The following is a 16,780-nucleotide window of genomic DNA, read 5'->3' on the forward strand; positions in this document are numbered from 1 at the left end:
ATGTCATGATACAAGCAGTGATATTGTCCTTGTGAACATCTAAACCACACGCTCTTTCAATGATTACATCCATTGAAATCTTCCTTTCTAGGCTCATAAATGGAGGCTAGTGCAACAATCAGATTAGGATTAATCTACTATTAGTGCTTCCCGCAAGGGAGCAACAGTCAGTGGTGCACCGTGGTCGTTGGAGTCAGACTAACGCGTGGGCTCTATGGCACCATAGTTGATCGACCTTCTTCTCCTAGCCTTAGAATCAGTATGGTCGGATTCAATACATTTTCATTCACTGTGGTGAAGCTCCGTTTTTGAGCTTCATGGGTGGCTAACGCATGCGATACTTCAATAGAAGATCGCATTTTCTTATTCAACAAAATGGCAGGATAGTTGAACAAGAAAATTGAAATATTTTATATCATATTGGAGGTGTAGAATGGAAAATAAGAAGAAATACGCTTATAAAGTTTTAATATATCAAGCATTTGTAGATATAAAAAATAATACTACTCATGAAGAAGCTTTCCATATCGCCCACGTATTCCACAATCTAGCACTCTTTCTGACAAAAGATTTTGAAGGAATGAATGAAGCTGAATTTTGGGGTCAAATAAACTCACTTCAAAAAAGACTTGGTGTAAATTATTATAAAGAATTGTTTGAAAGTGCATTAGCTAATGAGGGAAAGTTATTGTAGTTAATGGGGCTTAATTGAATTAAAGCACTCGGTATTTCAATAGAAGGTCGCTTTTTCTTATTCAACATAATGGCAGATTAGTTGAATAACAATATGTTCTTTTTTTTATTGAAGCAAGCAATTATCAGCATTTGTGAATAAAAAAGGTTTCTATCATTTATAGTGGAATATTATAATGTAAATGGAAATTTATACCATTAAGAAAACAATTAATTTGAAGGAATTAGATGGAGGTATGTAAGTGTATAATTTAATATATTTATTAGCAGCTTTGGTGATTTTTGCATTTGCTTATATGATTTGGAAAAAGAAAATGCTATTTTTACTCATCGGATTTAACGAAAAGTCGTTTTTGGGTGATAAAGAGAAACTTGCCAAAAGAATAGGAATAATCACTACAATTATTGGGCTTGGCACTTTTTCACTTCCCATCTTCACTTATATTTTTGGTCAAAATGCTATAAGTTTTTATGGGATTTTTGTTTTATTATTTGTTACATTAGCAACCTTTTTTTATACTATTCCTTATTTCTATTTAAAATAATAAGAAAGACCCTCCAGTAACCTTATGTAACTAACGCATGCTTTAGTTGAACAATGAATGACTGGTACGGCAGTTTAGTTGTATATGAAAAAATATCCATGGTATAAGGTTGCTTTTATTCTTATTATATTGCTTATGATTTACGATGAGTTTTTGGTATTATGAAAAACATCTACCGTTAATTAGTTTGATAATAACAATGATAACTGCTCTTATTCCCACGGCACAATAAGAGTTACCATATTATCATTGGTATGGAAGAAAACCGTACCGAGTTTATGGAATAACCGAAACAGGACATTGGAACTTTCAAATAGGAGATTTTATTGTTAACTTCTTACTATTTTATTTTGCAGTTTATTTAATCTATAAAATCTTAGAAAACAATGGCTTAGTTAATTAATCGAACTAATGATAAGTAAAAGTTTCCCCCTGCCGTTTTAGGTTGGGGTGTTTTTTTTTGATACGACTTTGAATAGCTATGATAAAATTAGTAAGGGGAAAAATATACTAAACAATACTAAGGGGAAAATTTGAATGAAGAACCTGTTTGGAAAGCAAAAAGAAGTAGTACAAACTAAAAGTGAGGAAGAAATCGCAATTGAAGGTATCCAATTGATGACCTTTAAGCCAGATGATGATTTAAAGTATACGGTAATGGGTCTAGTTATTGGTGACCCTCTAGATATAATGGTTGACCCTAATTATATTGAAAATGAACTTAAAAGAGCAGCTTATATTAAGTATGGAACAGAAGCTAAGGCGGTTTGTGGCATTACATATATTCCGTTTGCTTCTAAATGTAGAGCTGTTGGAACTGTTATTAGTTACTAATAAACAAATGTAAAAGTATGCCCTTGCCAAAATACTAAGTAAATTAATAGGAGAAAATGTGAAATGGGTTATGATTTAAACGGTAAATATATAAGTGATGATCCGAAAATGAGAAGACACCTTTCAGAATGGGAAAATGCCGAGAATCCTTGTAATGAACATTGTAAGAAATGTGATGAAACTGTTGTTCATGAGATAACAAGTCGAATAACTGATAAAGTAGTAGAGGTTCATACATGTGTACGCTGTGGAAGTGAAAATCTGTATAATAAGAAATTATATCCAAAGAGGTATAAGCTATTACGAGAATTAAAGGACCTGTGTGAAGATACATCATCTGAATACCATTTATCGTTTGGTTTGGTTAAATCGGTTAAGGGATTTATAATAATCTGTAAAACAACCTTAAATATAGATTGGCAATTTTTAAATCTTAACGGTATGCGTACACAAGATAGTGAAATCGCAAACTATTGGAAAGATGAAATTGAAAAATACTTTGAAGGTTATTGTACAGAAACAAAGGTTGTCTAATTAGACAACCTTGAAACTCTTATGTAACTAACTCATGCTTTAGTTGAACAACTTGATCGGCTGAAAAAGTCGTTTTTTTTATGGAACTAACTGGCAGGATAAATTGCATAATGATTCAAAACCAACAATAGATATTTTCCAACAAAAGATCAAAATATGTTATCGTTTAAATATGATTTTTCTAGAGTAGAAAAATGAGAAAGGTGTGCAGAAGTGTGAACAAAAGAATATTTTTGAATTTATTTACTGTGATTTTACTATTTGTATTTGTGGGTTGCGGAAAAATCACTGAACAGACTTCGTCAGAAAAAGTGCAATCGAAAGCGAGCACGGCTTCTAAGACTGTTGAAACCAATAAGAGTACATCTGACGGAGACACAGAAAAACCAACGAGTGATAGTGAACCTAACAAAAGTGTTCCTGCATCTAGCACTTCAAAGGCAACAGGTACAACGGGTGGATTTGATTACAGCAAATATACCCTAATTGTAATAAACGGTGGGGATATGTCAGGAGATAGACAGCCGAATGTTAAAGTAGATGTTGGATTTGGAGAGCGAGAATATTGGGCGTATACAAATGAATACGGTCAGCTAATACGTGTTGAAGCGAAAAAGATAACACTTCAAAATTCGAATACTGATCATGTTTTGTCCTCAGGTAGATACTACGCTGATGAAGCAAATGTTCCTGGTACAGAGAGTCCGACCTTGGATAAAGGGCATGTGATTGCTGACTCACTTGGGGGAGTCTCAAACGCATATAACATTACACCTCAGAACAGTAATCTCAATAGGCACGGTGATCAAGCTTACATGGAAAAAGTGATTCGAGATGCAAGAGGTTGTACTGATTTCGTAGCAGTAATTCAATATCCAAATACTAAGACGCAAATTCCTAGCCATTATAAATTCACATACAAAATTCAGGGCAGATCCATTACAGATGAATTTGACAATGTAAACCCAGATGAAGTGAACAAAAATTTAAGGAAAACGACAGGTAAGAGCAGTACGCCGCCGAAGACAGTCAATGTTCCTACAAACAACACGAAAAATAGTAATGAAGAAGATATTAGTAAAGTGGATACCAATCATAACGGAAGTGTTACGATCGCTGAAGCCAAAGCTGCTGGCTTTAAAATGCCAATTACGCGCGATTCATGGCTCTATAAATATATGGATGATCGAGATGGTGACGGCTTAGTAGGCGAATAAATGGCGTCAATAATAAGCGTTATCATTTCTATTATGCCATTTGCATAAACAAATGATTCACAAAAGAATGTATCAAAAACATAGTTGCCTCATTAAAACAATCCCCCTTTAAGTATGCTTAGTTATGTCAGATTTTATTTAAAGGGGTATTATTCTAATCAATGAAAGTTAACATTCTTGATTGATAATTTTACCTTGTTCAGTCAGTTTAACAAGAGCCGCATATCCGGTCCCTTTTTTTATGACAGTCGCCATCCCTTCACTAACAAGTATATTTAATGTTTTTAGTTCGTCTTTGTTTAATTTTGTATATCGGTAATAACCTTCACCAATTTTGTGAATTAATCTTCCTTCTCTTGTCATTCCTAAAACAGTAGTCATATTTTTCCCTTCTTTCGAAAGTGTTTGGATTAATGATTACATAATTATCGTATAGTGTTTGTGCAAATTTGTCTGTGTATAATTTGTGAAATATCTAACAATCTTATTTAAGATTATTTGTAATAATTGGAAGGATAAACATATTTTCATCTCGCCATACTATTTTTGTGTTTAATAAATGGAGGTGTGTTGGTATGTCGTTTCAAAATCGTGGTATCGGACATCCTGAACATCAAGATGATCCAAATAAATTACATATCGTGGCAGTACGAAAAAATGGCGATGGTGATATTACAGATGTAAAATTTCAAAATGGTGAAATAGTCGGGATTGAGCAAGCAATTGCGATGGCAGAACTTGAACAAATTGAAGATGTGAACACAGGTCTAACTCGTGGAGATAATCCACATAAAACACTTCGTTCTTATCCTGATGGCGATCCTACAAATAATTTAAGTAACTTACCTACTTTTTAAAGTCCATACACTAAAAAGGTGCACAAGTCTGTGCACCTTTTTTATTTCTGAGTAATTCATGAGAAAATGGAAAATTTAATATTAGAATACAAAAAATACCAGTAAAGTAGGGAGCTAATTTGAAAAAACCTTTTTTATTTCTTTCACTAGTGACTTGTTTGTTAATCGGAAATTATTTAGTTGCTTCAAAAAATACTGTGAAAAGTGAAAGTAATTCTTCCCTTATCTATCAAAATGAGAAACCCGATAAAGCCTCAGAAGCTCTTAGAGCATTAAATATAAAAAAAGCAAAAGAAGGAAGAACGACATCATTAGAGCAAAAACGAATCGAAATTGAAAAACAAATAGTCCCAACTCCTTCAAATATTAAAATTAAGGGAGATAATATTGAAGGAACAAAAGTGGAATGGTTAATTCCGGATAGATCTTCAGAAGATAAGATTGTTTTTTATGTACATGGCGGAGGTTGGTCTAGAGGCGGGTTAGGTTTTTCAAGGAATTTAGGAACTATCTTAGCTAGAGAGACAGGATTTAGGGTACTAACGATACAGTACAGCCTTTCACCTGAAAATCCATATCCAGCAGCTTTAACCGATGTTGAAAAAGTTTATAATTATTTAGGGAAAAATTATGGTCCCAATTCTAAAGTTGTTATCGTTGGGGATAGTGCTGGTGGTAATTTAGTATTTGCTTTGTTAAATAAAATAAAATCTTCAAATGGAAACGCTCCAACAGCTGTTGTAGGGATTTCTCCAGCGACTGACTTAACGAAAGAAAGTCAATTATACACTTCAGATTTTGATAGTATTCATGCAAGTTATCATGGAAATGATATCAATATTGTTGATACATACGTAGGGAAAAATAATCGGAAAAATCCTTTAATCTCACCACTTTATGGTGATTTAAAAGGTTTACCTCCAATGCTTATTCATGTCGGGGCAAGGGAAGAGTTAATCGATGATATTTTAGCATATGCGGCTAAAGCAAATTCTCAAGGCGTAGAGGTTACATGTAAAGTTTGGAGAGGAATGTTTCATGATTTTCAGTTAATGGACAAGGCTTCGAGTATCAGTAAGCAAGCGAACGCTGAAATTGCACAGTTTATTAAACGATACTTGGGGAATAGATAGTGAAAATACAAAAAAAGTAAGGTTTACTTTGGCCTTACTTTTTTTATGTCGAGTTTGAATTTAAGAAATTTGAAATTTGATCAATATCTCTTTGTGTAAGAACAGGGTCAATTGTAATGATTGGGTGAATGATTTCCCCTTCAAGCAAGAAATCAGAAATAATAAATTCAATGTTTAGTTCATTTATAATTGTTGATTCAAACTCACCTAATTTAGGAAGAATAAAATCAATTTTATGTCCAAAAGCAGTAACCAATTTCGTTTCAATATAACGATGAACCCCTGGACCATTACTTGTTAATAATAAAACCTTCTTCCTTGATGATGAGAACTTAATTTTAGAAGCTTGAACATTTAATGCAACTTTCGCAATTTTATCTCTAGTAATTTCAGGGTGTGAAAATTTTTTCGTCCAGATTTGTAAGGCTTTTGATACATTTTTAAATAGGTCTGAATACTGATTTTTAACATAACGGTCCATTGAATAGGATGGTTCTTTTTTATCGATTGAGTATAAAATGAACGAGTATCTTTGGAATTGGTCATGTAATGTGTAAAGAAACTCCTCGTCTTCATCTAACGATATACCTGTTTTTTCCTTCAATAGTTCTACTAAGTGATAGAGTTCCTTAAAATACCTTGTTTCTTGATTTTGATATAAATAAAGAAATTCATTTTTTTCCATGTTGTCAAAACTATAATATGGAAGGGTTGATATTAATAATGAAAACGCAATTCGTTCATTCATACAAATATGTTGTATATATTGATGTTCTAAATGATTACAAATTTCATTAGCAATTTTAAAAAAATTTGATTCTAAAATCTTGTTGATTGATTGATCAGTTAATTCAAGTTGCATTTTTTTATCGATTCTATATAACATCGTTCCAAGTAAATAGACGTACTTATTGGCAGTAGAAGGATATAGAAATAATTTAAACTTTTCAGTTGTGTCCAGTACAACTTTTTTTATATCTTGAAATGAGAATGCTTCAAATGGCCATTCTTGATCATCCGAATAAGCCGATAAAGCATCTAGTATATCACCACACAATAGCCGAATTTCAAATTCTCTTCCTACAATTTCTAGCGGGCCACGTTTTAAAGTTAAATGGTAGGCACCCAATAATTCCTCAACTCGATCAAGTACTGAATAGACAGCTGGTTGCTGTGTATAAAGCGCATTTGCTAATTCTGCAATACTTTTAATTTGAGTAAATTGTATTAGCATAATAGCTTGAAAACTCAATGAATTTTTTACGTAAAGTGAACGAATTTCATTAATCGATGAAGAAATCGGTTTATTAATATAAATTCCTTTACCTTTTATTGTTTCAATTTGCCATCCTTTTGGTAGATGTGTGTTAATTGCCTGTAAATCATTTCGAATTGTTTTTTCAGTACAAAGTAACTCATTTGCTAATTCTTCTGTTTTAAACCACTTATCTTGTTTACTTAAAATATTAATTATTTGTAATTTCCGTTTAGTTGATTTATCCATTCAAAATCTCCAAAATTTTGTCCAATTTATTACTATTATTGCTTTTAATGTTCCGTCTTAATTCAGAAAGTTTATTTCATCTATTGGAAAACACCTTTTAATGCGATTTTTAGAGTTAAATGTGAATTTTTATTGAAGACAGGATATTATTTTTACCTAAATCAAAGGTAAAAAACATCATGGGAAACACTTTGCTCCAGCGATATAATGACATTGTTGAAACAAAAAAATAATTTTTAAGGAGTAAAGTGAAATGAAATTTACAAAAGTCGCGCTTTTTAGTGTAATAGGGATGTCATCATTAGTTGGAGCTGCTCACTCAACTTTTGCGGAGGTATCGTCCGTTGGTAATTCAAAAGGGTCGATTACATTTGTTGCTGGAACAGGCCCAGTTACACCTGTTGATCCTACAAACCCAATTGAACCATTAGAACCATCAGGTCCTACTGATCCAACAGATCCACCAACTGGAAATGCTGGTTCATTAACATTAGATTATGTTTCATCTGTTGATTTCGGAGTAAATGAGATTTCAAATAAAACAGAAGTTTATTTAGCTAAATCTAAAAAGCCATTTATTCAAGTTTCGGATCGCCGTGGTACTGGTGCTGGATGGTCTGTAACTGCTAAAGCAAGTAAATTTACAAATGGAACAGCAGATTCTCTACCTGGTGCAATCATTACATTTAAAAATGGTTCCGTTATATCTTTAAGTACAAGTGGATCTCCGGTAGCAACTGAAACAATTGCCTTAAATACAGACGGAAGTACAGCATCACCTGTTGTTTCCGCAACTCCAGGTAATGGTTTTGGTACATGGGTAACTCGTTGGCTTGGGCCAAATCCAGAAGTGAATGATGGGGCATTAAATGATAATGTCACTTTGACGATACCAGCAGGATCAGCAACGATTGGTAATCATGAGGCAACTATTACATGGACATTAACGGATGCTCCGGGTTTATAGTAGTTAAATTGAAAAATAACAATTAATGGAATGAATTTTATATTTTTTGAATCTATCAGATGAAACTTTTTTATATGTCTTATAGTGAAAAGATATAAAGTTTCTATTCTAAAGGGGGAAGACAAAATGGATCATTTACGGCAAAAATTATTGCTAATTTTTTCTGCTATTCTGTTAACTTTATCGTTCATCCCTCTAGCTGTAAAAGCAGAAAATACTATCGATTTTTCTGTAAAAGCAATCATTCCAACAAATCAAATTGATCATCTGAAATCATATTTTGATTTAAAAATGTCTCCAGGACAAAAACAGGATCTTAAAATTGAGGTCTTTAATAATAGTAAAAAAGAAGAAACAATCCAAGGGAATATTACTTTTGCAACGACAAGTGATAATGGACTGATTGATTACTCTGAATCGAATAGTAAGGATGCAGATAAAACTTTAAAGTATCCATTAACTAGCTTAATAAAAGAACCTCAAAAAGAAGTTGTTATTCCACCAGGTAAATCAAAGGTAGTGTCATTTTCGATTACAATGCCGAAATATGAATATAATGGAGTTATTTTAGGAGCAGCCCACTTTAAGAAAAAGATCGATGAAACTGAAAAAAGTTCTAAAAGTGAGAGCATTAATATAAAAAATGAGTACGCATATGTGGTTGGAATAAAATTATCGGAAAACACAAAGGAAGTCGAGCCTGATCTACATTTACTTGATATTAAACCTAAATTAGTAAATTATCGTACAACAATTGCCCCAACAATCCAAAACAGCGAATCCTCCATTGTGAAGGATATGAGCATAGATGCGCAAATCTTTAAAAAAGGTTCCAATAAAGTTTTATATAGTTCGAAAAAAACTAAGATGAGCATGGCCCCTAATTCAAATTTTGATTACGCAATCGATTTAGAAAATAATCCAATTGAACCCGGAACTTACCGATTAAAGATGAAAGCGATCATCGGAACTCAAGTATGGGAATGGGATGAGTTATTCACGATTGGAAAAGAAGCAACAGATTTGAATAATAAAGCAGTTGAAATAAAAAATAATCATTATTGGTTTTATATCGGAGGCGGATTATTACTTTTAATAGGGATCATTTGTTTAATTGTTTTTCTAAAAAGAAAGAAGGAAAAAGTCCCATCGAATAATAATGAATGATTTTTTGAAATAGTAAATTGTATTAATCCGATGCCTTAAGAGATTACTCTTAAAGTGATTGATATATTGATAAATTAAAAAGGCTCATTTCTACATTGAAATGTTGCCTTTTTTATTAATATGAAATGATTTCATTTCTCAAGAAATTGATAAATTGTTTTTCAACCTTTGATAATATTTTCTTTTTTGAAGTGATTACTCCAAGTTCTGAGTTTATCGGTTCATAATTAATGATATCGATTTCAACAAGTTCGCCATTCAATACATATGGATGGTTTTTTATAGAAAAATTTGGTCCCCAAGTTATAGCACTACCATTTAAAATTACTCGTAATAACTCTTCTAGATGGTTGGAAGAAAATAAAATATCTAATTTTCCTATATTATGTTGGAAGTTATTTGTAAACCATCTTATATAATCACCGTTATATAGGACGAATTTTTGCTGAAGTATTTCTTCAGGTGTTATTTTTTTAGAAATGGCAAAAGGAGAATCTTTTTTTGCATATACTTTCATCTTACCATTTACTAATTCTTCGTAATGAAACTCTTCTAATTCTTTCACAATGCCTTCATAAAGGCAGATGATTCCTATATCTATTTGATTTTTTTTAACGATTTCAATTGTACGTTCAGTAGTGCTTTCTAAAATGTTTATATGCAAATTTGAATGTTGGCTTTTAAATTCCACTAACGGCGTTAATAAGTAATTAATAAATGCAGGCACCATTGAAACGCTAAGTTCACTAATCTGGGTATCCTTACTTTTCTGTGCTATTTCTTTTATTTCTGTATATTTTAAGAGGATTTCTTGTGATTTTTCTACTATTTTTACCCCATCTTCTGTTAAGCTAGCTCCTAATCTAGAGCGAGTGAAGATTTTTATTCCTAGCTCTTCTTCTATTTTTGTGATCGCTTGACTGATACCTGACTGACTTACATGAAGATTTTCTGCAGCGATTGAAATCGAACCTGTTTTAGCGACTTCTACTAAAATCTCTAGTTTTTCTAGATGCATTACATTGACCACCTTTATCTTTCATTCAAGATATAAAACTATTTTAATATAGGGTTTTTATTTCGGTTTTTATATTACAAATCGTGAAGATATATTTAAAAAATGTAAATTTACTTAATCATTTTGCAATTATAGAATTGGGTTTAACTAAAAGTATAATCTAATTTTTCAACCTGAGTCTAATTTAATTGAAAAATAATACTTTCTAATGTTGAAGCAAAACATACAATTTTTCAAGCGCTTTCTAAAATTTAGAAAAATTTACATTAAATGATACATTTTTGTTCAATTTGAACGTTACCTAATATAGAGGAGGCTGATCATGCTAGTAGGGGAAATCATCAAATATTATCGAGAGAAAAAGGGAATTAGTCAATCTACATTAGGTGAAGGAATTTGTGGTAAAGCGTATATTAGTAGGTTTGAAAGTGGAAAAGTTACATTGTCTCCTGAAATTATCTACAAATTAGCTAATAAGTTAGAAATTGATATAAATAAAGAAATTGAATCTTTATATCTTATTGAAAAGCACTTAAATGATTGGAATCAGGCAATCATTATGCAAAGAACAACACAAATTGAAGGAATTAAAATAGAGTTAGATCAAAATCCGTTTATTATGGCTTCTAAACATGCGGCAAACTATATGCTATTAACTGGGAGGTATTATCTTTACAAAAATTTGTTTAAAGAAGCAAAAAATATAATTGAGAATGTAGAAAAAGAGTTTCAAACGTTATCTAATTATGAAAAAAACCTTCTTCTACACATTAAAGGAATATACTGTATCAGTACATTTAGAACTGCCCAAGGTGAAGACAGTCAAACTGCTGTGAATTTATTAAAACAAATTAATATAGCAGAGTATAATAATGAGGAATATTACTACCACTTAGCGCTAGCATACCATCATGTAAAGGCAAAAGTATCTGCTTTTACATATGCCAAAAAAGCTCTTCAATTTTTTAATCGAACATATAATCATGTGAGTGCTATGAATGCTCAAATTTTAATGCTAATGCAATTCGATAGTAAAAGTGATATTGATTTTTTAGACCTAGTTGAAAACTATAAGAATTTAATACACAATTGCTCGATATTAGGTGCTCAAGAAAGTAAAAACAATATTTTATATAATCTAGGAGAAGAGTTTTATAAAAGAGGGAAATATGAACAAGCTGTTAGTTATTTTGAACAAGCTTTTTTACTAACTGATAAATCTTCAATAAAATATATAAGACGTTTATATCATTTTATTGAAGCATGTTTAGATGGAAAGTTATTGAATAAGGAAACTATTTTAGAAAAAATAGAAACAGGTACGAAATTAGCAAAAAAACAATGCCCAATATATTTCAATCTTTATAAACTATTAGCATTGAAATGTAAAAAAAATCAAAGTCAATTTTATCAATTTTTAACTGAAGTAGTCGTTCCACAGATTATAGCAACTAATAATACTTCATTTTTTGAGCAATATGGAAAGATGTTATACAGTCACTATGTTGAGCAAAAGGAATATGAAAAAGCGATTGAAATAGACCAAAGCTTTAAATTGATGATTCAGGTGTTAAATTAAAAGTCTTTAGATAACGAGATCTCGTTATCTAAGGCTTTTTTTATTATCTAGGAAATTGAAATTTATCATAAATATTAAATTTTGCTCTCAATGTTTATAAACATTAGACAAGAAGTTTGTCGAAACTCGCTAAAATTGTTCTATAAACCTAGTGATAAAGGCTCGCTATAACCCGATTGATAAAGAAATGAAAATTCTCAATAATGAAGTTAAATAAATAGACAAATTGTTTGTTTATTTTTGGGGAAATAGTACAGAGTTTTATCAAAGAAAGTCTAATTTTGTACTTCAATGTAGAAATCTACCTTGTCGTAAATTTACTAGGAGGAAGAGAAATGGGGAAAAAGACAGAGAAAAAGTTTTTAAAAAGCTTTACCGTTTTAGCTTTAACATCGAGCTTTATTCTAGGCTCGCTTGGACAAGTAACATCTAGTACGAAAGCAGCAAGTCCAAGTAAAGCAGAAGATATTTTAGCAAATTTATCTTCTGAGCAAAGAGCGGCTCTTGAACAGCTTTCAACAAATGAACAAACAGGTCTTCAAATTTCTTCAGATATTAATTTAAACTCTTCAGAACAAACAAGTGTTATTGTTGAGTTTGCAAATAAACCTGCTAAAGTTGCTCAAATTGAAGCGAGTGTAGAAGGTAAATCATTAACTACATCTGAAGCAGCAAACTTAGTCGATCAAGATCATGAGACATTTGCTAAAGATGTTGGTCAAGTATTAGAAAGTGGCAAAACTAAAAAAGTAGATTATACGATTAATCGTTCATATAAGAATGCCTTTAATGGTGTTTCGATGAGTCTACCGGCAAACCAAATTAAAAATCTATTAAAATCAAAAGCTGTTAAAGCAGTATGGAGTAACCGAACTTTTTCAATTGATCCTCCTAAGGAAAATGATCAATTAAAAGCGGATGAAGCAAATGTTTCAAACTATACACCGTATGACGGATTAGATCGTTTACATGCAGAAGGATATACAGGTAAAGGAATTAAAGTTGGAATTTTAGATACAGGTATTGATTATAACCACCCAGACTTGAAAGATGCCTTTAAAGGTGGATATGATTTTGTTGATAATGATAATGATCCAATGGAAACAACATACGCTGATTGGGTGAAAGCAGGTAAACCTGGCACTGCTAATGGAGCTGATTACTATACAGAACATGGAACGCATGTTGCCGGAATCATTGGTGGCCGTGGTGTAGCCAATAGTGAGTATAAAACTGTTGGAGCAGCTCCAGAATCAGAAATTTATTCTTACAGAGTACTTGGACCAGGTGGTAGTGGAACAACTGATGCAATCATGGCCGGAATCGATCGTGCTGTAAAAGACGGTATGAATGTCATTAACATGTCTTTAGGTGCAACGTTAAATGATCCTCTATTTGCGACTTCAATTGCGGTAAATAACGCAGTTTTAAGTGGAGTTACTACAGTCATTGCGGCAGGAAATAGCGGGGATCAAATGTATACTGTAGGTGCACCAGGTGCTGCAGCATTAGCTTTAACAGTCGGTGCCTCATCCATTGCACTTGATATTTATCAATATGCAGGCATTCAAGATGGTAAAAACTACACATTAAGACAGTTAGCAAGAAATTATAAAGATGATTTAACGACATTAAAAGGTAAAACATATCAGCTTGTTGATGTTGGATTAGCTAACTCATGGGACTTTACTGGAAAAGATCTGAACGGTAAGATTGCGTTCATTAAACGTGGATCAATTGCATTAATTGATAAAATCAAAAATGCAAAAGTAGCTGGTGCAGTCGGCGTAATAATGTATAACGATGAAACAAATAAGGCAGAAGGTCCAATTCAATCATTTCTTGGTGAATCAGTCGATGCGATCCCAGCTTTCTCTGTCACAAATGATGAAGGAAATACGATTTTAGCAGCAATTCAAGCTGGTAAAACAGACTTTACATTTGGTGATTTAACGAAATTAAAAACAGCTTCAGATGAATTAGCACAATTCAGTTCTAGAGGTCCAACTCGAGTGAACTATGACATTAAACCTGAAGTAACTGCTCCTGGAGTATCAATTCTTTCGACAGTACCATTCTATGTCAACGATAAAACAGTTGATGGATCAAAACCGGAAGATTACAAATACGCATATGAACGTTTATCAGGTACTTCAATGGCAACACCATATGTAGCAGGAGTATCGGCATTATTACTTCAATCAAATAAAGATTTAAAACCTGAAGATATCAAATCAATTTTAATGAATACTGCAGATCCACTTTCAAAGGCTTATAGTGTATTTGAAGAAGGTAGCGGACGAGTAGATGCTTATGAAGCAATCCACTCTAATGTTGAATTAGAAGTAGTTGATAAAACACCTACGATTATTGATGGAAAACAAAAATCAATTCAAGAATTAACAGGTGGAATGAGCTTTGGTTCATTTGGATTTGATGATCAGGATATCGCTGATTCACGTACTGTTACTTTAAAGAACCGTAGCGAAAAAGGAAAAACATTTAGTGTAGATGTGAAATTCCAAACTGGGTTAAGAGGATCAAAAGACGCAGCTCAAAATAATGTAACGTTATCCGGTCCGACATCTGTAAAATTAAATGGAATTAGCCAAAAATCAATCAAGTTCGATTTAAATATTCCAAAAACAGCTGAAAAAGGCACATATGAAGGATATATTATTTTCACAAATACAGGGGATCCTACAGAAACGTATCAAATACCGTTTGGTGGACGTGTAGTATATGAAGGCATTGATTCAGTAGACGCATTACCAATGTATTCATCCGATACAGCTTGGCCGGAAAATGCGTGGCCTTTCGAATCATTTTCATTCTCATTAAAATCACATATGAAAACATTAGATATCATTTTACAAGACCCTACAACTGGTGAAGACCTAGGATTAGTAGGTTCGTTGTCTCCGATTACATTGAATGAAAATCAAACTTATTATGTTTCAAGAGGATTTACTGGAACATATTATCCATTTACTGGTGATTCAGCAAAACCGATTAGCTATCAACCAGAAATTGCTCAACCAGGACGCTATAAAATTAAGCTGGTTGGATCAAATGAACAAGGAAAAACATTTACAAAATCAGCTGATTTCATCTATGACCTAGGTGCACCAACTATGACTTCTAGCTTTGATTCATTGGATCAAAAAGTTATTGAAACGAATGATAGTCAATTTGATTCAAATGGACAATTCTTATACAATTTTAACATTAACTTAAATGATCCTGAAACAGGAGAAGCTAGTAAACTAGGTTTTCCAGTTGATCAATCAAACAACTCAGTTGTAACATTCTTTAATAGTCCATGGCCAAAAAATCCTGTTCAAACTGATAAAAATGGAAATTACACTGATCAACTTGTAGTTAGAAAACAGTCTGCACCTTTACAAGTTCAGTTTTATGGAATGGATTATGCAAGAAACTTTACTGGAAATGCTTTTAATATGTTAAGAGTTGTTTTTGTGGATCACAATTTACCTTATTACTATTTAAAGGCAAATAAACAAATTGTAACAACAGGAGATACAGTAAATTATAGTGTTCGTTCAAATAATATTAAAAATTTAAAAACAAGTAAAATTACAATACCGGTGGATCCTAACCTTGCTTCAATTGAAAATGTAGTTGTGAATGATGCAGTAAAGCAATATGGAGATGCAAAGGTGTCAGTATCTACAGCACAATCAGGAAGTTACTTAAACTATACAATTACGTTCACTTATTTAGGTAATAAAGTATTACCAGAAGACTTACAATTATTTAATTTCGACCTTAAAACGGCTAAAAAATTTACAGATGGTGTTTATGGAGGATCTGCTTTCAATTGGTATACAATGACAGCCTCTACGACTGATCAATCAGATGTAGTGACTAATAATGTCTACTCTTACATGGAAAGTATTAAATACAAACCAACATACTCAAGATTAGATGGAACAATACGAGTTGAAGGTGCAAATGACCCAACAACAGGTCAGCTAAATTATGCGCTTAATCAAAGTGCAATCGGTGCGAAAGTAACCGTTACTTCTTATGATGGAAAAACAAGTGTTAGTGCGCCGAGTTTCAATAAGAGCGGGCAATATATCATTGATGGCCTAAAAGCTGAAGCAAATCCTTATACGGTAACAGTTGATGTACCAGGTCATTTCACTATGAAAAGACAACTTGTTTTATCTAATAATGTACGTGGGGAAATCGTAGGAAAGAGATTAGCTTGGAATTTACCAACTGCCGCAGCTGGTGATGTAAATAAAGATAATGTGATCGATATTCTAGACGCATTAGCAGTCCAAACATATTGGGGAACAAATAAAGCAACTGCAGATTTTAACTTTGATAAAGTAGTAGATAAAAAGGATATGGATTACATTGTTAAAAACTTTGGATTAAAAAATCCGACAGTTTCAAATGCGCCAAAAGCAAAAACGGCTTATAAAGGCATTACGTTGGATGATGTATTAACTCAATTAGGTTTACAATAAACAAAGGTTGAAGAGAAGCTAAATATAGGCTTCTCTTTTTCTATTAAGATATGTCTAGATGAATTGTTTTCTGCTGGATTAGCTAAAAAATCTTGAGATCAATCAAGAAAATATGTGAAAAATTTATGCAAAGCTAATCTATAAAAATATAAGAAAAACTTATCAAATTAACAGAAGTTTATAAACTTTTTATTCGAATTTTGTCGAATTGTGTATAAAAACGGAGTGAA

Annotated in this window: 14 protein-coding genes; 11 read left to right on the forward strand and 3 right to left on the reverse strand. The window is 32.2% G+C overall.

Going from position 1 to position 16,780, the window contains the following annotated elements; genetic code table 11:
* The first annotated feature begins 433 nt into the window (after window positions 1-433).
* The 5 genes from BM319_RS19115 (at window position 434) to BM319_RS19135 (ending at window position 3,823) form a co-directional block, all read left to right on the forward strand.
* Window positions 434-694, forward strand: a complete 261-nt coding sequence (locus BM319_RS19115; RefSeq protein ID WP_091024208.1) for a hypothetical protein — start codon at window positions 434-436, stop codon at window positions 692-694.
* Between the two features lie 241 nt (window positions 695-935).
* Window positions 936-1,238 carry a DUF3784 domain-containing protein gene (locus BM319_RS19120; RefSeq protein ID WP_091024210.1) on the forward strand — a complete coding sequence of 101 codons (303 nt, stop codon included), beginning with the start codon at window positions 936-938 and terminating at the stop codon, window positions 1,236-1,238.
* A 537-nt stretch (window positions 1,239-1,775) separates the two neighbouring features.
* Window positions 1,776-2,072, forward strand: coding sequence for a hypothetical protein (locus tag BM319_RS19125; RefSeq protein ID WP_091024212.1), 297 nt, complete (start codon window positions 1,776-1,778; stop codon window positions 2,070-2,072).
* A 63-nt stretch (window positions 2,073-2,135) separates the two neighbouring features.
* Entirely contained in the window at window positions 2,136-2,606 is a 471-nt protein-coding gene (locus BM319_RS19130; RefSeq protein WP_091024214.1) for a hypothetical protein, read from the forward strand.
* A 215-nt stretch (window positions 2,607-2,821) separates the two neighbouring features.
* Window positions 2,822-3,823, forward strand: coding sequence for a DNA/RNA non-specific endonuclease (locus tag BM319_RS19135; RefSeq protein WP_286143837.1), 1,002 nt, complete (start codon window positions 2,822-2,824; stop codon window positions 3,821-3,823).
* 168 nt (window positions 3,824-3,991) lie between these two features.
* Here BM319_RS19135 and BM319_RS19140 read toward each other — a convergent pair whose 3' ends face one another.
* Window positions 3,992-4,204, reverse strand: a complete 213-nt coding sequence (locus tag BM319_RS19140; protein WP_091024218.1) for a hypothetical protein — start codon at window positions 4,202-4,204, stop codon at window positions 3,992-3,994.
* Between the two features lie 194 nt (window positions 4,205-4,398).
* On the opposite strand from BM319_RS19140, the gene BM319_RS19145 reads away from it, so the two are divergent.
* Complete coding sequence (locus BM319_RS19145; RefSeq protein WP_069032911.1) at window positions 4,399-4,680, forward strand: DUF3892 domain-containing protein; 282 nt, start codon at window positions 4,399-4,401, stop codon at window positions 4,678-4,680.
* 119 nt (window positions 4,681-4,799) lie between these two features.
* Window positions 4,800-5,813: an alpha/beta hydrolase gene (locus tag BM319_RS19150; protein WP_091024220.1), complete on the forward strand. Its 1,014-nt coding sequence runs from the start codon at window positions 4,800-4,802 to the stop codon at window positions 5,811-5,813.
* A gap of 43 nt (window positions 5,814-5,856) precedes the next feature.
* Here the strand turns inward: BM319_RS19150 and BM319_RS19155 are convergent, their stop codons facing one another.
* Window positions 5,857-7,317, reverse strand: coding sequence for a BglG family transcription antiterminator (locus BM319_RS19155; RefSeq protein WP_069032913.1), 1,461 nt, complete (start codon window positions 7,315-7,317; stop codon window positions 5,857-5,859).
* Between the two features lie 253 nt (window positions 7,318-7,570).
* Here BM319_RS19155 and BM319_RS19160 point away from each other — a divergent pair, with 253 nt between their 5' ends.
* Complete coding sequence (locus BM319_RS19160) at window positions 7,571-8,284, forward strand: WxL domain-containing protein (protein ID WP_091024222.1); 714 nt, start codon at window positions 7,571-7,573, stop codon at window positions 8,282-8,284.
* Window positions 8,285-8,410: 126 nt separating this feature from the next.
* Window positions 8,411-9,451: a WxLIP family cell surface protein gene (locus BM319_RS19165; RefSeq protein WP_091024224.1), complete on the forward strand. Its 1,041-nt coding sequence runs from the start codon at window positions 8,411-8,413 to the stop codon at window positions 9,449-9,451.
* 115 nt (window positions 9,452-9,566) lie between these two features.
* On the opposite strand, the gene BM319_RS19170 is transcribed toward BM319_RS19165, so the two are convergent.
* Window positions 9,567-10,469, reverse strand: a complete 903-nt coding sequence (locus tag BM319_RS19170) for a LysR family transcriptional regulator (protein ID WP_091024226.1) — start codon at window positions 10,467-10,469, stop codon at window positions 9,567-9,569.
* Between the two features lie 322 nt (window positions 10,470-10,791).
* On the opposite strand from BM319_RS19170, the gene BM319_RS19175 reads away from it, so the two are divergent.
* Together BM319_RS19175 and BM319_RS19180 are read left to right on the forward strand one after the other, a co-directional pair.
* A complete protein-coding gene (locus BM319_RS19175) occupies window positions 10,792-12,048 on the forward strand; it encodes a helix-turn-helix domain-containing protein (RefSeq protein WP_091024228.1) in 1,257 nt (418 codons plus the stop codon).
* A gap of 335 nt (window positions 12,049-12,383) precedes the next feature.
* The gene (locus BM319_RS19180) at window positions 12,384-16,550 is read left to right on the forward strand and encodes a S8 family serine peptidase (RefSeq protein WP_091024230.1); all 4,167 of its coding nucleotides are present in this window, start codon (window positions 12,384-12,386) and stop codon (window positions 16,548-16,550) included.
* The last annotated feature ends 230 nt before the right edge of the window (window positions 16,551-16,780 follow it).

The sequence above is a fragment of the Bacillus sp. UNCCL81 genome (assembly GCF_900112535.1).
Classification (GTDB): Bacteria; Bacillota; Bacilli; order Bacillales; family Bacillaceae_G; genus Gottfriedia; species Gottfriedia luciferensis_B.